The organism is Exiguobacterium sp. s181, assembly GCF_018617125.1.
GTDB lineage: Bacteria > Bacillota > Bacilli > Exiguobacteriales > Exiguobacteriaceae > Exiguobacterium > Exiguobacterium profundum.
Genome location: NZ_JACSJM010000002.1, coordinates 783074 through 803967, shown reverse-complemented (window position 1 = coordinate 803967; position 20894 = coordinate 783074). Strand labels below are relative to the sequence as shown.

Below are 20894 nucleotides of genomic sequence, written 5' to 3'. Positions count from 1 at the left end.
CAATTGGTACCGGTTCCATTTTAGAATAAAAAAATGTTGCGGAACCGGTTCCACAACACAAATGTAAACGATTTAATTTAACTTGTCAACGCTTTCGCGCACTTTTAGTTCAAAAATTGTGAACGTTTTCATTGAAACGTGTTCACCTTGCAACAGCTGTAGCATCATGTCGGCAGCTTTCGCACCAGTTCGGCGATAAGGAAGGTGTACCGTCGTGATGGATGGATGCAGGACTTCCGTGAAATCATATCCTCCAAATCCACTGACAGAGACATCTCTTGGGACAGAGACCCCTTGATTCGCTAATCCTTTCAGGACGCCTAAGGCAATGTTGTCGGTCGCACAAACGATTAAGGAAACAGAGCCAACATTTTCCGCCAACTGTTCACCGATTGGAATGGCATCCTCAATCTTAAACGTCGTTTGAATGACTTTGACATTTGCCTCCGACTCTTGAAACGCCCGCAAAAATCCGTCACGGCGTGCTTGACCGACCGCGATATCCGATTCATACACCCCGACATAGACCACGTTTCGATGACCCCACTCCGTGAACTGTTTACCGAGCGCATAGGCCGCATCATAGTCAGGATAGACGAGACTATGGACATTGTCATGTTGCTGACCAATCAACAAGACCGGGATTTGAATCGCCTCAATCGCCTCAAGATGACGTTCCGTGACCGTCGTCCCGAGCCAGATGATTCCAGCAACTTTTTGTTTGGCCAAATTATATAGCTGTTCGATTTCTCGTTCCGTCTGTTGTGCTGTATTGACGACGAGCATTTGATATCCTCGTTCCGTGAGCTGTTCATCAATCCCCATCATCGTCCGTGAGGCGGCATACGAATCAAGCCGTGGAACGATGACCCCAATCATCTTCGTCTGTTTCGACTTGAGACTTTGAGCGAACTGATTCGGCTCATAGTTCGTATCTCGAATGACCCGGTCGAGTTTTTCCCTTGTTGCCTTTCCGACCGATCCACCGTTCAGATAGCGTGAGACCGTACTTTTGGCGACACCAGCGAGCTCCGCAATGTCTTTAATGGTGACTTGCTTCATCCTTACCCCTCCATATGAAAAAAGCTGACGTGCGAGACGCCGTCAGCTTAATGGTTTACCACATATCGTTTCTTGAAATTTAAGTAATACAAACCGTTCCGCTTTTCGAACCCGTTCTGAATGAGAATATGATGCATCTCTTGTTGATGTGGGCTCGTCGGTGGGATGCCAGCCCGGACTGTTTGTCCATCCATCAATTTTGAGTCCAGTAAGGCAAGTCGCAATCCTTCCGTCGCATATCCTTTGTTTTTGTACGCATCGAACACCATCAGGTCGAGTTGGTATACGCGGGCAAGCTTGAGTAACAAGACTTTACCGACCAGTTTGTCATCGACCATCAAGTCGTAATAGAAGTCTTCTCCATAACTATGCTCTTCTGCGTGATAAAGTTGCTCGGACCCCATTTCTTCGAGAATCCCTTTCAACTCTTCAGCAGAAACGCCATATGCGTTTTCTCCATACTTCTGAAAATGTTCATATTCAATCTCATCAATCTGGCGAATAGGTTGACGCACGATGTTCATCCCGTGCCCTCCTTAACTAGTAGTTCAATATCTGTCTGCGCTTATTATAAACGAATCCCTTCATGAAGCGCAAAAGATAACCGAACGTCAAATCGGTTCGATATGAATATGCACCGAATCGACCGCATGCTGTTCATCTAATTTCCGTTCGATGTCATCACATAATTCATGGGCCGCGTCCACGGTCAAATCGCCATCGACTGCAATCGTCACGTCGAGCATCACGTGATTCCCTAGATGACGCCCTTTGATTTCCCGAACTTCTTTCACCCGCTCAAATTGTTCAATCGTCTCCTCATAGGACTCGACGAGGTGCGGAGGGAACCCGTCAGAAAGCTGATGGGTGGCATCTAAAAAGATTTGGATCGCTGTCCGGATGATCATGCCGGCAATCACAATTGCTAAGACCGTGTCCATCCAAGACAGTTGAAAATAAGCAAATAGCACACCAAGCGTGGCTCCGACTGAAATCATCGCATCGGCCAAATTGTCTTTCGCTGCCGCCTTAAGTGCCAATGACTTTGTCTTCTTCGCGAGGTTCAAGTTGAACCGATACACCCCGAACATGACGAGCGCACTGACGAAGGCGACGACCGCCGCCAACGGGTTCGGCTCTGTATACTCGCCCCCGATTAAATTCGACAGACTGTTAAAGAAGACGAAAATACCGACCCCAATCATAATCAATGAAGCGATGAGTGCAGAGATCGTCTCCATCTTCGCATGACCATATTTATGCTCGGCATCCCGTGGCAATGCAGCCACCCGAATGCCAATATAGACCGCGACTGATGCAATTATATCCGTCGTATTGTTGAATCCATCGGCTAGGACCGCCTCAGATTCATATAAGTATCCGAAGAATACCTTTAGTATAGATAAGATCAAATATGCCGTAATCGACACAATCGCTCCTTTGAGCGCTTTTGGTGGATGATTTGTTGTTTCCATCCGCCCACCTCCTTAATTAGCTCAGTTAGTATAGCAGGTGAACTTCGTGTGGGGATAGAGAAACAATGTTTCTTACAGCCAAAATAAATGGAATATATTCCCGGTAGTTTCGTTTAACAAATTTTATGGTAAAGTAAACAGGAAGAGACCTTAGGGTTAAACCGCAAAAAGAGGTGAAACAGATGTTTACAGAACGTGATGGGATCAAATTACGACTGGAACAAATTGACAGATTGTTAATCGATTTGAATCGCGAGGCAAAGCAATTGATGGCACGTCTCCGCGAATTAGATGCTTCTGGTGAAAATCCGCACGAAGTATCTTTGAAACCTGAAGAACGCGATACGTTGAAATCGTCAATCGATGAAACGCTTGAAGCGCTACAAAGCCGTTCAAAACGTCCGATGAACGTGAACGACGAGAAGAAGAAAGAACTCGCTTCTCATAAAGCACTCATCGATGAATTATCAGACTTACTCAGCAAGAAAAAATGAGACGCACCTGCGTCTCATTTTTTATGAAGGAGCCCGAATCATGTATATTGTAACCACTTGTTTACGTCCGACAGATGATGTCTTATCTCGAGCGCATACACATGCCACAGAATACAAGATGAAATTTGTCGACCGGCGCAAACTTTCCATCGACGAGTTGAAGAAACGTCATCAACGAGATGTACTTGTATTTGATAAACGACGTGTCGAGTTCACACCTCTGCATAGTACAGAACCGTTCTTTTTCCACCCATCGAGCTCCGTCTTTCGGGTGAAGCAACTGAGCCGAGGTGGATCAGATCCACTCATTGACGCCATGCAAGCAACTCCGGGTGATCATATTTTAGATTGTACACTCGGACTCGGCTCGGACAGTATCGTCATGAGCCATGTCGCCGGTTCAAACGGTAAAGTAATTGGCCTTGAGAGTCAATTCATTACGGCACAACTCGTCCGAGAAGGCATGTCCGTATGGGTCGAAAAAGATGAGCAGGTCAATGAGGCGATGCGACGCATTGAGGTCGTTCACTCCAACTCTCTTGACTATTTGAAAACGTGTGCGGAAAATTCGTTTGATTGTATCTACTTTGATCCGATGTTTGAAAAGACGATTTCAGAATCGGTTCATCTGAACCCACTTCGCACAATCGCCGACACTTCCCCTCTCACGCAAGAATTGATTACCGAAGCAACACGAGTAGCCAAGAAACGAATTGTCTTGAAGGCGCATTTTGAGAGCGATACCTTTGAACGGTACGGTTTCGCTCACATAAAACGTAAAACGTCGAAGTTCCATTACGGATATATCGACCTTGAGTCTAAGTCTATTTAGTCAAATTGAACTAAATAGGTCTTTAGACTCCTTTTTCGTTTATTATTTTCTGAATATTGACATTAATCAGACACAAAGAGTACATTTACAACAAGCTCACACATTTTCCCATTATTTTTTAACAGGAGGTTCATACAAATGAAAAAACGTTCCATCCGTCGAACGACTCTAGCGGCTCTCATGACATCTGCCATGACAGTCAGTATCGTTCCGGCAGCTGGTGCCGCTCCCCTCTCGGTTGCGCCATCGGTACCGACAACGAGCGAGCTCGCTCCGTTCGACCACAACATCATCGATGAAGAGCGTCTCGCGAAAGCTCTCGAGAAACGCGGCGTCATCAAAAAAGGTTTGTCTGCATCTGAACGCATGAAAGCAGTCGATGCATATATCTCGAAAAAGCAAGGTGAAGCGAAAGATCCACATAAGCACGACGACAAAGTGAACGAGAAGGCTTCAAAAGCAAAAGAGAAGATACATACTCAATTCGAAAAGGAATCAAAACGAATTCTTGATAAAGCGAAAAAAGGGCAAGGAAATTACCGTAAAGGGAAACCGAACGGTCAAGTGAAGGTTTCTCCTGCCCGGCAATCTGCATACAACGGTTCGGTACGTGAAGATAAAGTCCTCGTTCTCCTCGTCGAGTACAGCGATTTCAAACACAATAACATCATCCAAGAGCCGGGCTATATGTACAGCGATAACTTCAGTAAAGAACATTATGAAAAGTATATGTTCGGTGATCAACAATTTGAACTCTTTAACGGTGAAAAGGTTCAAACGTTCAAACAATACTATGAAGAACAATCAGGCGGAAGTTATACTGTCGATGGTGAGGTTTCGGAGTGGTTGACCGTTCCGGGAACCGCAAAAGACTACGGTGCGGACAAAGGCGATGGCGGACATGATAACGTCGGACCGGGACCACGTCAACTCGTCAAAGATGCGTTGAATGCTGCGGTCGCATCTGGAATCGATTTGAAAGAACATGACCAATACGATCTATACGATTTGGATGGAGACGGTGACTTCAATGAGCCGGACGGTCTCGTTGACCACTTGATGATCATCCACGCTGGGACTGGCCAAGAAGCGGGTGGCGGTGCGCTCGGTGACGATGCGGTATGGTCACATCGCTGGGTTCTTGATGGTGTTTACCCAGTAGCCAATACAGAAGCTGCAGTTCCTTACTGGGGCGGAAAAATGGCTGCGTACGATTACACGATTCAACCAGAAGATGGTGCGGTCGGCGTTTTCGCACACGAATTCGGACATGACCTCGGTCTTCCAGATGAGTACGATACGCAGTACACAGGTCAAGGCGAACCGATTCAATCATGGTCAATCATGAGTGGCGGTAGCTGGGCCGGTAAAGTCGCAGGTACGGAGCCAACAAGCTTCTCACCACAAAACAAAGAATACTTCCAAAAAATCATGGGTGGAAACTGGGTAAACATCACAGAAGTCGACCTTGAAGACCTCAACTCTCAAGGGTTCGTCGCACAACTCGACCAATCTGTGACGAAATCAAACAACCCAGGCATCGTCAAAGTCAACCTTCCTGATAAGAAGATTAAAGGAATCGAACCAGTTTATGGCGATCGCTACTATTACTCGACAAAAGGTGACGACATCCATACTGAGATGGCAACACCAGCTGTGAAACTTGGTGCGGACGGAGTCCTCGCATTCGATTCATTCTATGAAGTCGAATCGGACTATGATTACTTGTACATCAAAGCCCTCAGCGGTGGTCAAGAAGTCGTTCTCGATGTATTCGGTGACGACGTCAACGGCGCAAACGAAGCGGGCTACCCTGCTGAGACGACGAACGGTGCATGGGTCAACAAATCATACGACCTCTCACAATTCGCTGGTCAAGATGTTCAAATCGTCTTTGAATACGTGACAGACGGCGGCGTCGCTATGAAAGGCTTCGCAGTCGATAACTTGTCAATCAAATCAGAATCCGCAACACTCTTCGCAGATGATGCAGAAGGCGCTGAAGCCGTGACGCTCGATGGATTCGTCTCTTCAGACGGATACGATTCAAAACCACACTATTACTACCTCGAATGGCGTAACCACGCTGGGTCGGATATGGGTCTTCTCAACGGCCGCGGCGTGAAATACAACACTGGTCTTGTCGTGTGGTATGGTGATGACTCGTTCACAGATAACTGGGTCGGTGTTCACCCTGGTGAAGGATTCCTCGGTGTCGTCGATTCACATCCACAAGCGCTGATCGGTAACTTGAACGGTCAACAGACAGTCGCAGGTAGCACACGTTACCAAATTGCTGATGCGGCATTCAGTCTCGATAAGACGCTCGCTTGGTATATCGATTCACCGAGTCGTGGCGTGTACGATTACAAAGCACAGCCTGGCGTGAAGCAGTTCAATGATGCAAACTCTTACATCAACTCGCTCATTCCAGATGCAGGACGCAAACTTCCGCAATACGGTCTCGTCATTGACGTAGTCGGTGAAGCGAAAGACAACTCTGCAGGTGCCGTTTGGATCCGTACAAAATAAACATGTAGCATTCGACCTCCAGTCTTCCTCTATCGAAGATTGGAGGTCTTATTATTCTAAAAAAGCTTGAAAATGACGAATAATCTGTGTAACATAGTTGGTATAACGCCTCTGTAGGTTAGTGGCAGACCTCAGCAATGGTAATGCTGCAGCACGAGTTCGATTCTCGTCGGAGGCATCAACAATACCGCTCAACCAAGCGGTTCAGAGCACTTCCTGTTTATGACAGGAGGTGCTTTCTTTTTGCCCGTTCCCACTTTGTTCCCACTTTCTTATTTTTCATGTCGCGAATCACGGTTTGTCGAATCGATTTTTAGTTTGTCGAACGATTGCACTTAGCAGGGAGTTTCCAGAAGCACTTTTGATATAGAAGAGGGTTTTATAATTTTACGGTGTTTACCTGAGTGGACCTCCCCCCTCTCCTTGACATCATTTCCGTTCCTCTATAAACTTGAAAAGTTGAAATCATTGAATAGTTAGAGGAAGGAGCATGATTCATGCTAAACGAATGGTTATGGATTCCTTCTGCCATCCTTACACTCGGACTACTCGTCCTCAGTTACAAGTTATTCGGACGAGTCGGCTTATATGCTTGGATTGCGATGGCTTCGGTCGTAGCAAACATCCAAGTCACGCAACAGATTGTAATTGGCGGATATATTTTCACGCTCGGTAACATCGTTTACGGTTCGCTCTACTTGGCAACCGATATTTTGAACGAAAAACATGGGCGAGTGGCTGCCCGTAAAGGCGTATGGCTCGGATTTTTCATCTTGATCGTCTCAACGGTACTCATGCAATATGCACTTTTATATGAGCCGTTTGAAGAGGCACTGTTCATGCATGAAAGCTTCGAGGCACTCTTCTCGATGCTGCCATTGATCACACTCGGTAGCCTTGCTGCCTATTTGGTCTCTCAATTGTTCGATGTCTTCGTCTATTCAAAGATCCGTGCAAAAACGGGCGAGAAGAAGCTTTGGCTTCGTACGACAGGTTCGACCGTCTTATCTCAACTGATTGATACATTCACGTTCTGCATCATCGCATTCTGGGGAATGGAATGGGACATTTGGTGGAACATCTTTATCACGACATACGTGGCAAAGTTTGTGATCGCTTGGATGGCGACACCGTTTATGTATTACGCAAAACGAACAAATCCACAAGACGAAACCGAACAGGATGCAGCATAAAGAAAAGCCGTAACTTCAACATGAAGTTACGGCTTTTCTTATGGTCGTTCAATCAGGATACGCACAGCATACGGACGGGCTTCTTCAATCGACGCCGACTCTCGACAGACGGTAATCGCTTTGAATGCATCAATCGCGACCGCCTCGATGGTATGATCGTTCGTTTCGACTTCAAGAATGGTATAAGCAGGTAAGCGCTCGAGTTTAACCCACTCCCCGTTACGTTTTTTTTCATAGATGACTGGTGTTTGAATCGAGTAACGTCGGAGTAAATCATGGACATTCATCTGATCTCCTCCCTATTCAAATCGTACATCCATTATAGAAAGCGCTTTCAAATTTGTAAAGCGAGTACACTATAATTTTATACAATCTTCCACTTCATTTTAAATTCAATTTTGCCGATAAAAGAAGTAAAGAAATGGGGTGAATTGATGCGTTATCGCCGCCAGGAGACGTTCCGCTATATCCTACCGAATCCCCGTACCATCCCTTATCGACTTGTATGGGAAGAAAAAGAACTCTATGATGGGGAAGGATTGCTCCTCAATGTGAGTTCTCATGGATTAAAATTGCGTTCGGACTACCTCTTCCCGCTCTCTGATGATTTACAGGTCCATTTTCTTTTCGACCTCGTTCCGACACTTCAACCGATCGAACTCATGGGACATGTCAGACACCGTGGCCAAACGGGCTCGCTGTATGATTATGGAATCATGCTTGATGTGAAAGCTGACGAAACTCAGCAACTCGTCACGATGATTAAAACGTATGCACGTGAAAATAAATGAGAACATGCGTCAGGCATCTTCTCATTTTTTCGTGTCTCCAAAAGAGGGTATACTACAACTATCAACCATTGACGAGGTGTTCGTATGACAAGAAAATTCTTATTGATTCCTTGGGGACTGGCAATTGCATTCGCCGTCATCGGTCCAAATGTCCCGTTCGACGGACGCTTTCTTCTCGATTTTGTGACTTATAATACCGAGGCGTACGAAGGCTATTCTCTATCGCTCTTTAGTATCTTAGGGGTGTTTCCCCTGGCGATGTTTCCACTTCTTTGGTCAGAAGTGAATCAGCTCAAACCGAATCCACTCATCGCCGCTGTCACCAGTTTTTTCGTTGGGGGATTTCTACTCGCTCCTTATTTGGCTTTTGCGAGACAGTCACCTTATCCGACCCCGGTCAAACCGCTGCCGACCCGTATCCTCGGCGTTGTGCTTTTACTGGTGACAATCGGGTTGTTCATCGCTGCAGCCAATACTGGAAATGTTGCAGAATACTGGTCCTATGTGGAGAACAATCAATTTGTTCGAACGATGACCGTCGATTTCTTTTTGTTGGCATTCATTCAAATTACGTTAATGAATCGGGACGCGAAACGCTATAAGATGAGCTTATGGCCGCTCCCCTATATCCCGTTGTTCGGTCTCATTTTTTGGCTCATGATTCGCCATCAAAAACCGTTCAACGAAGCACCTCCGAAGCGTGAACGTGCTGAAATGAAACATTGAGTACCCGTTTTCATCAGAAACGGCTATACTAGAAGTTAGTTTTTAATGAAGGAGACCATCACATGCGTTATTTCCAAGTCACTTCTTACGTGACTGTCAAGAATGAAGAGCTCGAATTCAATGAATATGTAAAAGTTCCAAACCAAAAAGTCGATCAATTTTTGAAAGACACATTGGAACTAGATTTATACGATGACCAAGTGACATTGCGCGAATGTGTTGTCGAAAAAGGGAAATGGGAATGCCCAGTCGGTGATTTTGTCATCACGGAACATATGAACGAGAAATCATTCAATCGGCTACAAAATAGCCGCTCTGTAAAGTCAACATCATAAACCAACTCAAAAAGATCCTCCTAGCTTATTTCAGCTAGGAGGATCTTTTACCTGTTACACGCTTTATTCGTTCGATTCTTCCTCTGGATCAGGGTCAGGATGCTGTGTCGGAGCCGGTTTTTTCGCCGGGTTCGATTCATCATCCGGTAGCGGATCCGGGTGAACCCCTGGTTGTGATTCGTCACGCTTCATCGTATCCCTCCTTCATGTTTACTCCACTTGTTTAACCTTTTTTCACATGAATGAAACGTATCAGTGTATATTCCGGTTGCCGATGACACGTCTGGAGATCGCCTTCTCAATTTCAACAATGATAAAGACGACGGCACCAAATGCCACTGGATAAATCCAATCTTCCCACGTTAATGGAGCGGTACCGAATAACGTGTGCATAAACGGTACGTACGTGATGAACAATTGTAGGGCAATGAGTAAGGCCGATACGAGAAACGCAATCTTATTGTCAAAGAAATGTCGGTTGAATGCAGGTGCCAACTCCGTACGGCAGTTGTACAAGTGGAAGAGCTGGGCCATGACGATGGCATTCAAGGTAATCGTTTGTAATTTCTCGGTCGAGTAGTCGAAATCTCCGAGCATATAGTTGATCCATAAACTACCGCCCCCGATAATAATTGAAACGAAGGTGACGCGGAAAATATAGTATCGGCTGAGTAGCGGCACATTGGCCGGACGTGGCGGTCGTTTCATCGTACTCTCTTCGAGTGGTTCGAAAGCGATTGCTAAAGAGAGAGTAATCGCGACAACCATGTTGACCCATAAAATCTGCACAGGACTGAGCGGTGCAGCCGCTCCGAGCAAGATACTCATTGCCACAAGCAACGCTTGACCTCCGTTTGTCGGAAGCAAGAAGAGAATGGTTTTCTTCAGGTTATCGTACACCCGTCGTCCTTCTCGTACGGCGTTATAGATCGTTTTGAAGTTGTCATCGACAAGAACCATCTGAGATGCTTCTTTCGCTACTTCCGTCCCTTTAATCCCCATTGCCACACCAATGTCAGCACGTTTTAAGGCAGGTGCGTCGTTCACACCATCTCCTGTCATCGATGTAATCAGACCGTTCTCTTGCAATCCTTTGACGAGACGAAGCTTGTCGTTAGGGCTGGTCCGTGCGAATACATCGTTATGAACGGAAGCCTCTTTGATTTCTTCATCTGTCATATCTGTCAATTCACGACCTTCGAGGGCGCCTTCCACTTCCATGCCCAGTTCTTTTGCAATCGCGACAGCGGTATCTTTATGGTCTCCCGTGATCATTTTAATTCGAATCCCAGCATCACGACACGCGGCGACCGCATCGATGGCTTCTTGTCGAGGTGGATCGACGATTCCGAACAATCCGAGGAAAGTTAGACCATCTTCAACATCTTCATGGTCGATTGACGCTTTTGAACTGTCGACACGTTTCAAGCCTGCACCGAGAACGCGTTGACCGCGGTCTGCGATCTCTTTTCGTTTTTCATCCCAATAGTCTTGTTTAAAGTCTTCAGACAATGCCATATCAAAGAGTCGGTCCGGGGCACCTTTGACGAAAATCATTCGCTCTCCTTTGTAATCGACGAGCGTCGCCATGTATTTATATTCAGAATCGAACGGGATCTTCGAAATGACTTTTAAACGTTCGATCGGGCGCTCGGCCTTCTCAGCGACGGTCAACAGACAAGCCTCGGTTGGATCACCGTTAATGACCCAGTCCCCGTCTTCTTCATTCAACTGCGCATCGTTACATGTTTTCCCAACGGTTAACAGGTCGATCATCGACTCGTCATCGTCCAAGTCAAACGGTTGACCATTCAATTCGAGATCTCCATTCGGAGCATATCCGCTACCCGAGACTTCGATATCATGGTTCGCTGTCACGATTTGTTTGACGGTCATCTCATTCTTTGTCAATGTACCTGTTTTATCCGTACAAATGACAGATACAGCACCAAGCGTTTCGACAGATGGTAGACTTCGCACAATCGCTTTTTGTTCGGCCATATTTCGTACACCGAGCGCCAAAATGATGGAGATGACGGCAGGCAATCCTTCAGGAATTGCCGCAACGGCAAGACCGATTGTCGTCAGCATCAATTCGACCGGCTCATAATCCCGTAAAAAGTAGCCGAACGCATAAATCACGACGGAGATGATCAAGATGGCGATGGACACCGTTTGACCAAACTTGGTCGTCTGTCGAATCAGAGGGGTTTTGACGGTCTGCACTTCTGAGATTGAAGCGTTGATTTGGCCGAGCTCCGTCCCTTCACCGATGGCTGTCACGATAGCTTTTGCACTTCCCGTCGCGACACTCGTTCCTGAGTACACCATGTTTTTCCGGTCGGCCAACACCGATTCTTCTTTCACGACGTCTGATTTTTTCTCGACAGTCGTCGCCTCTCCCGTTAAGGCCGATTCCTCGACCTTAAACTTTTCGGCTTGCACGACACGGGCATCGGCCGGCACTTTATCACCGGCAGCAAGCACAAGCACATCCCCGACGACCAGGTCACTCGAGTCGATTTCGGATTGCTTGCCGTTTCGAACGACGGTCGCCTTTGTTTCTAACAATTTTTTGATTCCTTCTAGCGCCTCTTCGGCCTTATTCTCTTGAAGATATCCGACGACGCCGATAATCGTGACGACTAAAACGATGACGATCGTATCGATGTACTCCCCTAAGAATCCCGTGACGACGGCAGCCGCTAACAAGACGTACACGAGAACATCATTGAATTGTCTTAGAAATTTTATAATTTCAGGGGTTTTCTCTTTCTCCGGCAATACGTTTTTGCCGAATTCGTCTTGACGACTTGTGACACTCTCTGTTGTAAGACCTGATTCAAGATCAGTCTCCACATGGGTTCGCACCTCATCTACTTCGAGCGCATGCCACGGTCTGTCTTCGTTCTGCATGATTCATCCTCCTCGACCAATACTTTTTGAAAAGTCTTTCCCCTATCTGTTCCCAATCTCATGCGGCTCGACACGTGCAAACTTGTAGAATTGATGTCATTTTTTGAAGAAAACGCTTTCTTGATTTGGAATTTCTAATTGAAACCGGTATCATTGTTCAATTTTAATTTTTCTTTTGAATATGGCTTTACAGAAGTCTTTCTATGCATGAATATAGAATAAATTATGAATAAATAGAGATAGAAAGAAGGAAGAGTTTATGGTCATTATTCAAGGAATCGCACTTTTACTGCTCATCCTCGCCTTGTTCACATTATTTAGTTATAAGGCGCCTTTTGGAATGAAGGCGATGGGAGCATTGGCCGGTGCTGCAATCGCGAGTTTCCTCGTCGAAGCGTTCAACGCGTATGCAATCGGCGGATTGCTGCCACTTCCTCTTTATGAAGAGGTAGGTCAAGCGGCTGGCGCTTTGTCAGGTCCTGCCGCTGCGGCTCTTGTCGCCATCGCACTTGGAATCAACCCCGTCTATAGTTTGATGATCGGGTTGTCTGTATCGGGATTCGGAATCCTTCCTGGCTTTTTTGCAGGATATCTTTTGGCTTTGGCTGGCACTCGAATCAATCGCTATCTGCCGACCGGCGTCGATATGATTTTCTACGTCATCGTGATGGCACCGCTCGCCCGTCTCGTCGCGACAGGGGTAGACCCACTCGTGACAAACACACTTGAACAGATTGGAGCTGTCATCGAACTGGCAGCAACACAAAATCCAGTCGTCATGGGTCTCGTCTTAGGAGGGATCGTCACGGTCGTATCAACGTCGCCTCTCAGTTCGATGGCCTTGACGGCGATGCTCGGTTTGACCGGGGTCCCGATGGCGATTGCCGCGCTCGCGTTGACCGCGTCCATCTCAATGAATTACTTGTTGTTCCGTCAATTGAAAATCGGAACAAAGAAAGATCAACTCTCTGTCGCCATCGAACCGTTGACGCAAGCTGACCTCATTTCTGCTAACCCGATTCCGATTTACAGTGTCAACTTTGTCGGTGGAGCCATCGCCGGATTGATTGTCGCCATGACCGGTATGATCAACGATGCGCCAGGTTCGGCAGCCGGGATTCCGGGACTTCTAGTCATGTATGGTTTCAACGATTGGCAAACGGTCACCTTCACAGCCGTCGTGCTATTCATCCTTGGGATCGGTTTCGGCTTGATCGGAAGCCGTTTGTTCAAAAATTTCCCGATTGTCCGTCATACGGAAAAAGTCGAATCGACAGAAGAAGATGCGGCCTAATTAAAAAATCGATGCACGCTCGAACGAATTATTCGGTGGCATCGATTTTTTATTATGACTCGTATGATTGTTCTTACAATAGAGAAGTGTCGACACGTTCACAAAGAAATCATCGCACGTTCTTTCCAATTGTGAATTGATCACCGGTTTAGTAAATCAACGAAAAAGCGTGTCAATCTACCGTGATGACTGTTCCTGTCTCACTGGATTTACGAGCAAGTTCAATCAAGTAGGTTGTCAATGTTGCATCTTTTAATGAAACGACGGGTTGCCGTACCTCATAACTATAAGCTAACTGTTGATAATACGCCAAATAACTACCTTTCTCGATTTGAATGGACGAAACCTCTTCTTTGGATAATACGCCAGTCTCTATAAGGTCACTTTCTAACTTTCCTTGCTTCAGAGCATCTTCTTGAGGATCAAGTCCATATTTCAAGAAACTTCCTTGCGTACCATGCACTTCAAACCGAGGTGTTTCTCCGGCGATGAATGGGTTCGAACGAAGGTATACTCGCTTCTCACCGTAATAGAATGTCAGATGAAACCCATCATCGGATTGGCCACCATCTCGTTGAATCATCACATCTGCTTGAATACGATCTGGCTTTCCAAACAAGGCTAGAGTCTGGTCAATCAGATGACTTCCTAAGTCGAATAAAATACCGGAACCTGGTCCTCCATTTTCACGCCACCGGTCACGTACATTCGGACGGAAACGATCAAATCGAGATTCAACGACCTTCCAGTCTCCTAACTCGTTCGAGTCAAGAAACGACTTAACCGTCAAGAAGTCTCCATCATAACGACGATTCTGATAAACGTTGACGATGCCCTTCGATTTCGCTTCAAGTTCCATCAACTCATATCCTTCTTCCGTTGTCAGGAATGCGGGTTTTTCGACGAGCACATCTTTTCCTGCCTCAAGACATGCGACGATCATCTCTTTATGTAAATGCGATGGTGTCGTAATGACATAGAGAGAAGCATCCGATTGAATCGCCTCGTCTAATGTCGCATATACCGTGACACCAGGTAATTCAGCCTGCACTTCTTCCGGGCGCGATGACACGACACCACTCACTTCAAATGAATCGATTGCCTTTAAGAACGGCAAATGGAACGTGTTTGCCGAGAATCCTAATCCCACCAAAATGGTTTTAGTCATATAAAACCCCTCCTTTTCGCTGTTGATAGTATAACAAAAAAAGGGTCAAATGACCCTTATGCACTCATGCTCTCATCCAATCTGTATTCGAACGTATTGTACCCGTTTCGTGAATCGACAAAGACGAAACCGAAACGTGGATAATAATCATTTAAAAATTCATTGTCAGCGACACAATCAAGACGAATTGGTTCATCTTCATCGGCTTCCTCTAAGACATGCTCCATGAGCTGCTGTCCGACGCCTTGCCCTTTTAGCTTTTCGCTGACGACGATTCGATGGATATATTGTCCACGCTCACTGTCGTCCCATAAGTTATCATCCCACTCATCTGGAGGTAACAATGCGATTGAAGCTAAAATTTGTTCGCCATCTTCAAAGACATATACACTGCCTTCTACAATGTCAGTGCGCACACGCTTTACGAGGTCCTGTTCCAAATATTCGGTCCATTGGTCGCTTCCTTGTTCATTTAGCGCTACGGCTCGTTGTTCGATTAGGTTCGCGATGTGTTGGGCATCGCGCTTCGTCGCGAGTCGAATCATAACGTCCTCCTTTAGTTATACAGTATTTGAAATACAAATATAACGGAGAACCGCATGCCTTTCAACCATCCTGCTCACTCGTGAAAATCAAACGGAGTGACGTCTCCATCGTTCAATTGATAACTATACGTCAACGTCGCATTGAGGCTATGCGATACAGAACAATAACGCTCAACGGACAATTCGATGGCACGCCGAACTCGTTCTTCCGATAACTCGCCTTTCAGGATATACAAGATGTGAATGGCTGTAAAGCGTTTCGGGTGATCGGTCGCCCGCACCCCATCGATTTTCATTTCGAATGCTTCAATTGGCTGGCGCATCTTATGCAGAATCGACACGATATCGATTCCTGTGCAGGATGCGGTCGCGTGAAGCAACATTTCTGTCGGACGAGGTCCTGTATCGAGCCCACCGACATCATCCGCCGCATCAAGGATCACCGTGTGTCCTGATGGCGTATGTGTTTCAAACGCCATCCCTTTCTTCCATACGACTTCCATGTTCATCATCTTCTCCCCCTATTTCATTTGATAGCATTCTATTCCCTCATTTGATGTATGATTAAGCTATGAATCGATTATAAAGGGGTGTATGTCGTTGGATTGGTCTATGATTTTCAGTTGGGGACTTTATATCGTCCTCGGGTTAAACATGTTGTTCGCACTCGCCGTCATCTTCGCCGAAAGACGTGACGTCGGCGCGACCTGGGCCTGGCTTCTTGTCCTGTTTTTCTTACCAGTGCTCGGCTTCATCGTCTATCTCTTCCTAGGGCGACAACTTAAGAAGGATAACTTCTATAATTTAAGTGTAGAAGAACGTTCCTTCCATTCGCTTCAAGTCGAAGCGCAACTTGAACAAATTCATACGCGCCAAACCCAGCTCGCGCAGCCGCTGTTTGAAAAGTATGACCAACTACTTCAAATGAACTTACGATCTTCTAAATCGTTGATCAGTGTACATAACCGTTCCCTCATCTTGCACGACGGCGAACAAAAGTTCAAAGCGTTGATGGATGACATTCGCTCGGCCGAAACGGAAATCAATATTCAATATTACATCATCCAGCGTGACGCTCTCGGTCAGGCACTGTTGAAAGAGTTGATCGAGCGTGCGAAAGCCGGTGTCAAAGTTCGACTCCTCTACGATGCGGTCGGCTCACGTAGTCTTCGGAACTCGGACTTTAAAGAGTTGATTGCGAACGATGGCGAGGTGCGTGTCTTCTTCCCACCGACACTCGGGATCATCAACTTCAAGTTGAACAACCGAAATCACCGAAAGGTCGTCATCATCGATGGGAAAATCGGCTATGTCGGTGGATTCAATGTCGGTACCGAGTATTTAGGTTTAGTCGAAAAATTTGGCTATTGGCGTGACACGCACCTGCGTGTCGAAGGAGATGTCGTTTACAATTTACAACACCGATTCATATTGGACTGGAACTATTCTGGTCACCGTAAACATGATCCTGAAAATGCCTTCTGCTTTGCGCGACATGACATTAAAGAAAATTCTCCGATGCAAATCGTCACGAGTGGACCAAACTCGGATACGGAACATTTGAAGAATATGATGATCAAGATGATCATGTCCGCCAAACGACGGGTCGTCATTCAAACGCCATACTTCATTCCAGACACGAGTTTTATGGACGCTTGCAAAATGGCACTCTATTCTGGCGTTCAGATGGATATCATGATCCCTGGAAAACCGGACCATCCATTCGTCATGTGGGCGTCCCTCTCGTTCCTTGGGGAACTCCTCGACTACGGGGCAAACGTCTATCTGTATGATGAAGGGTTTCTCCACGCGAAGACGCTCGTCGTCGATGATGAGATCGCGACCGTCGGGACGACGAACTTGGACGCTCGAAGCTTCCGTCTCAATTTTGAAGTGAACGCACTTATCTATGATGAGCGGGTCGCCCTCGAACTCGTTTCTTTATTCGAGACCGATACGGCGGTCAGTCGCACGTATACGATGGAAGACTATGAAAAGCGGAAATGGACAGTACGTGCTCGGGAGGGTGTCTCACGACTCCTCAGTCCGATTTTATAACGAAAGAAGCAGAGCTCGGCGCTCTGCTTCTTTTTCATTTTACAGTTTGAACCGCGAGACGAGGTCTTGTAACTCCTCGGCCATGGTCGCGAGTGCTTTTGCTGACTGCGATACTTCTTCAATCGATTTCAATTGATCATCGGTCGTTGCCGCCACTTGCTTCGAGACACTCGAATTCTCATCGGCGATGTCGGCGATTTGTGATGCCGTCGCTGCCACTTCCTGAACGTTTGCTGCAATCTCCTCGACGGTTGCGGTCACGTCTTCAATCCGTGGTGTCATCGCGACTGTCCGCTCTTTGATTTTCTCGAAACGGTCTGCTGTCATTTCAGATGACGCCAATCCGGCCTTCGTATGAGTAGATACTTCCTGCATCAACTGTACAGACTGTTCCGTCTCATGCTTGATTCGATCAATCAACGCTGCAATTTGTTTCGTCGACTGTTGCGATTGTTCTGCGAGTTTACGCACCTCGCTCGCAACGACCGCGAACCCTTTGCCGTTCTCACCTGCACGTGCTGCTTCAATGGCAGCGTTCAATGCTAACAGGTTCGTCTGTTCAGCGATTCCATTGATGACCGTGACGATTTCTCCAATCTCGTTAGAGCGATGTGCCAATGAGTGAATGACGCCCTCGAATGTCACGACAGACGCATCGATTGCCTGCATCTGCTTCACATTCTCCTTCACGGTCGTCGAACCGTCTTCCGCTTCATTTGAGGTTTCGCGTGAAAGTTCAGACACGTCCATGGAACTTTCTGAGATTCGCATGATTCCTGACGTGATCGCTTGGAGCGATGTCGCATTGTCGTCAAGTTGTCGCTTCGAGCCATCGGCACTGACTGCCATTTGATCAACTGCACGGGCAATCTGTTCTGATGAGGCGGTATTGTGTGCCGAGTTGGCCATCAATTCTTGAGACGAGGCGGCAACTTGACTGATTGAATCATCGAGACGGAGTAATACCATACGAAGTGAATCGCTCATTTCATTAAAACTCTCTGAGACAAGCCCGATTTCGTCGTTCGATAAGACGGTAATCGGCTCCGTTAAATCTCCTGATTTGATTCGTTCTGCTCCTTCTGTCAATAAACGCAACGGACGCAAGATTGAACGGAGAACGAAGTAGAGAAGAATGGCTGCAATCCCGAACATTCCGATGATGACGAATCCAGTCGTCCAAAGAATGCCGACCGTCTCGTCTTGAATCTCACCGTCATATAACGTACCGGCAATCTTCCATCCGGTGATTGGGTTCGTCACGAATGCTTTCTCCACGCCTTCCCCATTCTCCGATACAGACAGAGTCCCTTCTTCCTTGGAAAAGAGCGAATCTGTCCAAGATTCATCAATCTTTTCACCGACAGCCGTCGACGGATGAATGACGACTTGTTCTGCCTGGTCGAAGATGGCAACGTATCCTTCTTTCCCGATTTGAATTGTGGATGCCACTTCAGCGATATCGTTCACATCGACGTCAACGGCGACCACACCACGACCGTCTGAAGTCTTCTTCGAAACCGTGATCATCATTTTTTGAGAAGCGGCATCGACGTACGGATTCGTGATGGCAACCTCTTGTCCACTTGCTTCAGCCGCTTCATACCATGGACGAGTGCGTGGGTCATATCCTTCTGGCAATTCCTGCTCAGGATAGATCGTCATCGCACCTTCTACTGAAGCGAAGTAAATGTTCGTCACTTTTGGATGTGTCTCTAAATACTCAGTAAACTTCTCTGCTAACGCTTGATTCGCTTCTCCCTCTTCATAAATGGAACTATCAATCCGATTCGCAAAAAACGAGATGTCCGTTTGAATCGGTTCGATGAGGTTCGTGACCTCATTGTTCATCCGGTCTACCCCCGAATTGGCGGACTGGATCATTTGAGACTCGATTTTACCTTTCGCCTGCGAATAGGCGACGATTCCAATCAATGTGGCTGGAATAATCAATAATAGAACGGATAAGACAATCAATTTTTGCTTGATACTAATCGTGCGCTTCTGTTTCATAAAACATCTCCTAACCCGAATAAAATGTTCAAGCGAGTTCGGTGAGTCGAATCCCCCTTGGGTTATTCATCATATCGGTCAAAAGTCATTAAATCTGAAGAATTGATTGAATTATTCGAAAATTATTTTTCGGAAACTGAAATGGAGTTTCACCGTTGTGTTCGATTGAACAAATCATACTATTCGTATTTAGTTAAAATTTGAGTTACCATATCGGAAGAGGGAGTCAAATGATGAATTCATTATTGGAAGAGATCAAATCCTATAAAGATTAGTTCAAACAAAATGCACCTGCCGAGAAGCAACGATTGATGGCTCAGGTGACTCAAGAATTGAAAGATTCAGGCATCGCATCAGGGTTAACAGTTGGAAATCAAGCGCCGTCGTTTGAATTGCCTCACGCGGACGGGACAACCGTCAATTTGAAAACGCTCCTTGAAAATGGACCAGTCATCGTCATATTTTACCGAGGTGGATGGTGCCCATACTGTAACCTCGAGCTCCGCGCTTACCAGCGCGAGTTGGCAACGATTCAAGAAAAAGGCGCGACTCTTGTCGCGATCAGTCCGGAAACGCCGGATTATTCCCTTTCGACGAAAGAAAAGAATGAACTTGATTTTTATGTATTGAGTGATGTTGATAATATTGTCGCTCGTCAATTCGACCTCGTCTTTGACATGCCAGATTATTTGATTGATATTTATAAAGCATCTGGACTAAATGTCGATGCACATAACGGGAACGAAGATTGGCAGTTGCCGAAACCGGCCACGTTCATCATCCAATCTGATGGAACGATTTCGTTCAGTGATGTGCCTGCTGACTATACAGAACGTGTCGACCCGAAAACGGTTATTGAAAAATTGTAAATTAAAGGAGATGACGCGCGTCATCTCCTTTTCTATAAACTTATTCCGTTTATTGTCTTACAAACTCCTTGTGTAACATCGCGTACACCATGCTATCGGTCCATTCATTCTTATTCCAATAGTCTCTAAAGAAATGAGCTTCTTTTCTCATTCCAACCCGTTCGCATAATTTCTGGGAAGCTACATTTCTGGCGTCGAGATTGGCTTGTACCCGATGTAGATTGAGCTTTGTGAACAACTCCCCTAGCAATCCGTTAACTGCCTCCGTCGCATATCCTTTTCCTGAATGTGAATCAGAAAAACAATACCCGATTTCTACCGTATCTTTCATACCTGTGTACCAAACTGTGAGATCCCCAATCACTTCATCTTGATATACGACTGCTAAATTCAACGTACTAGTCTCGGTAAGAATAGAATTCATTAGTTTTTTATCAAATTCTTTCTTCCTGTTTTCAGACGTCCATGGCTCATGCAAAAGATATCTGCATACTTCTGGTTTTGTATACATTTCGAATGTAGCATGCAAGTCTTTCTCCATAAATGGTCTGATTTCTAAACGCTCAGTGGTAAATTTCACGTCGACTCCTC

Annotated in this window: 21 protein-coding genes and 1 tRNA gene; 11 read left to right on the top strand and 11 right to left on the bottom strand. The window is 46.2% G+C overall.

Annotated features, from left to right (window positions below; all coding sequences use genetic code 11):
- Positions 1-72: 72 nt before the first annotated feature.
- The 3 genes from KNO70_RS10565 to KNO70_RS10555 form a co-directional block, all read right to left on the bottom strand.
- Positions 73-1062: a LacI family DNA-binding transcriptional regulator gene (locus tag KNO70_RS10565; protein WP_214812503.1), complete on the bottom strand. Its 990-nt coding sequence runs from the start codon at positions 1060-1062 to the stop codon at positions 73-75.
- A 47-nt stretch (positions 1063-1109) separates the two neighbouring features.
- Complete coding sequence (locus tag KNO70_RS10560; RefSeq protein WP_214684347.1) at positions 1110-1586, bottom strand: N-acetyltransferase; 477 nt, start codon at positions 1584-1586, stop codon at positions 1110-1112.
- An 87-nt stretch (positions 1587-1673) separates the two neighbouring features.
- Positions 1674-2537: a cation diffusion facilitator family transporter gene (locus KNO70_RS10555; protein WP_214734205.1), complete on the bottom strand. Its 864-nt coding sequence runs from the start codon at positions 2535-2537 to the stop codon at positions 1674-1676.
- A gap of 182 nt (positions 2538-2719) precedes the next feature.
- On the opposite strand from KNO70_RS10555, the gene KNO70_RS10550 reads away from it, so the two are divergent.
- The 5 genes from KNO70_RS10550 to KNO70_RS10530 all read left to right on the top strand — a co-directional run bounded on the left by KNO70_RS10550 (position 2720) and on the right by KNO70_RS10530 (position 7588).
- Positions 2720-3031 (top strand): hypothetical protein, encoded by a 312-nt coding sequence (locus KNO70_RS10550; protein WP_012726238.1) that lies wholly within the window; start codon positions 2720-2722, stop codon positions 3029-3031.
- 40 nt (positions 3032-3071) lie between these two features.
- Positions 3072-3863, top strand: a complete 792-nt coding sequence (locus tag KNO70_RS10545) for a class I SAM-dependent methyltransferase (RefSeq protein ID WP_078146859.1) — start codon at positions 3072-3074, stop codon at positions 3861-3863.
- A gap of 138 nt (positions 3864-4001) precedes the next feature.
- Entirely contained in the window at positions 4002-6395 is a 2394-nt protein-coding gene (locus KNO70_RS10540; RefSeq protein ID WP_214812501.1) for an immune inhibitor A domain-containing protein, read from the top strand.
- 107 nt (positions 6396-6502) lie between these two features.
- Positions 6503-6573, top strand: a tRNA-Thr gene (locus KNO70_RS10535).
- 319 nt (positions 6574-6892) lie between these two features.
- The gene (locus KNO70_RS10530; protein ID WP_214688788.1) at positions 6893-7588 is read left to right on the top strand and encodes a queuosine precursor transporter; all 696 of its coding nucleotides are present in this window, start codon (positions 6893-6895) and stop codon (positions 7586-7588) included.
- Positions 7589-7626: 38 nt separating this feature from the next.
- On the opposite strand, the gene KNO70_RS10525 is transcribed toward KNO70_RS10530, so the two are convergent.
- Entirely contained in the window at positions 7627-7875 is a 249-nt protein-coding gene (locus tag KNO70_RS10525) for a hypothetical protein (RefSeq protein WP_078146856.1), read from the bottom strand.
- Between the two features lie 147 nt (positions 7876-8022).
- Between KNO70_RS10525 and KNO70_RS10520 the strand changes: the two genes are divergently transcribed.
- From KNO70_RS10520 to KNO70_RS10510, 3 genes are all read left to right on the top strand, one after another.
- The gene (locus KNO70_RS10520) at positions 8023-8379 is read left to right on the top strand and encodes a PilZ domain-containing protein (RefSeq protein ID WP_012726233.1); all 357 of its coding nucleotides are present in this window, start codon (positions 8023-8025) and stop codon (positions 8377-8379) included.
- 84 nt (positions 8380-8463) lie between these two features.
- A complete protein-coding gene (locus KNO70_RS10515; protein WP_078146855.1) occupies positions 8464-9105 on the top strand; it encodes a hypothetical protein in 642 nt (213 codons plus the stop codon).
- Between the two features lie 62 nt (positions 9106-9167).
- Positions 9168-9440 carry a hypothetical protein gene (locus tag KNO70_RS10510; RefSeq protein WP_078146854.1) on the top strand — a complete coding sequence of 91 codons (273 nt, stop codon included), beginning with the start codon at positions 9168-9170 and terminating at the stop codon, positions 9438-9440.
- A gap of 63 nt (positions 9441-9503) precedes the next feature.
- On the opposite strand, the gene KNO70_RS16250 is transcribed toward KNO70_RS10510, so the two are convergent.
- Together KNO70_RS16250 and KNO70_RS10505 are read right to left on the bottom strand one after the other, a co-directional pair.
- Positions 9504-9632, bottom strand: a complete 129-nt coding sequence (locus KNO70_RS16250; RefSeq protein WP_256363520.1) for a hypothetical protein — start codon at positions 9630-9632, stop codon at positions 9504-9506.
- Between the two features lie 60 nt (positions 9633-9692).
- Positions 9693-12356, bottom strand: a complete 2664-nt coding sequence (locus tag KNO70_RS10505; protein ID WP_214812499.1) for a cation-transporting P-type ATPase — start codon at positions 12354-12356, stop codon at positions 9693-9695.
- Positions 12357-12615: 259 nt separating this feature from the next.
- On the opposite strand from KNO70_RS10505, the gene KNO70_RS10500 reads away from it, so the two are divergent.
- Positions 12616-13650: a PTS sugar transporter subunit IIC gene (locus KNO70_RS10500; protein ID WP_159562249.1), complete on the top strand. Its 1035-nt coding sequence runs from the start codon at positions 12616-12618 to the stop codon at positions 13648-13650.
- Between the two features lie 172 nt (positions 13651-13822).
- Here KNO70_RS10500 and KNO70_RS10495 read toward each other — a convergent pair whose 3' ends face one another.
- The 3 genes from KNO70_RS10495 to KNO70_RS10485 all read right to left on the bottom strand — a co-directional run bounded on the left by KNO70_RS10495 (position 13823) and on the right by KNO70_RS10485 (position 15872).
- Positions 13823-14818 carry a Gfo/Idh/MocA family oxidoreductase gene (locus KNO70_RS10495; RefSeq protein ID WP_214812497.1) on the bottom strand — a complete coding sequence of 332 codons (996 nt, stop codon included), beginning with the start codon at positions 14816-14818 and terminating at the stop codon, positions 13823-13825.
- Positions 14819-14874: 56 nt separating this feature from the next.
- Positions 14875-15363: a GNAT family N-acetyltransferase gene (locus tag KNO70_RS10490; protein ID WP_078146850.1), complete on the bottom strand. Its 489-nt coding sequence runs from the start codon at positions 15361-15363 to the stop codon at positions 14875-14877.
- 74 nt (positions 15364-15437) lie between these two features.
- Positions 15438-15872 carry an OsmC family protein gene (locus KNO70_RS10485; RefSeq protein ID WP_074037078.1) on the bottom strand — a complete coding sequence of 145 codons (435 nt, stop codon included), beginning with the start codon at positions 15870-15872 and terminating at the stop codon, positions 15438-15440.
- Positions 15873-15975: 103 nt separating this feature from the next.
- Here KNO70_RS10485 and cls point away from each other — a divergent pair, with 103 nt between their 5' ends.
- Positions 15976-17421 (top strand): cardiolipin synthase, encoded by a 1446-nt coding sequence (cls, locus tag KNO70_RS10480; RefSeq protein WP_205728305.1) that lies wholly within the window; start codon positions 15976-15978, stop codon positions 17419-17421.
- A gap of 39 nt (positions 17422-17460) precedes the next feature.
- Here cls and KNO70_RS10475 read toward each other — a convergent pair whose 3' ends face one another.
- On the bottom strand, positions 17461-19434 hold the full coding sequence (locus tag KNO70_RS10475; RefSeq protein ID WP_214812495.1) for a methyl-accepting chemotaxis protein: 1974 nt from the start codon (positions 19432-19434) through the stop codon (positions 17461-17463).
- Between the two features lie 311 nt (positions 19435-19745).
- On the opposite strand from KNO70_RS10475, the gene KNO70_RS10470 reads away from it, so the two are divergent.
- On the top strand, positions 19746-20303 hold the full coding sequence (locus tag KNO70_RS10470) for a peroxiredoxin-like family protein (protein WP_371816101.1): 558 nt from the start codon (positions 19746-19748) through the stop codon (positions 20301-20303).
- Positions 20304-20352: 49 nt separating this feature from the next.
- Here the strand turns inward: KNO70_RS10470 and KNO70_RS10465 are convergent, their stop codons facing one another.
- Positions 20353-20883: a GNAT family N-acetyltransferase gene (locus KNO70_RS10465; RefSeq protein ID WP_214812493.1), complete on the bottom strand. Its 531-nt coding sequence runs from the start codon at positions 20881-20883 to the stop codon at positions 20353-20355.
- Positions 20884-20894 lie beyond the last annotated feature (11 nt).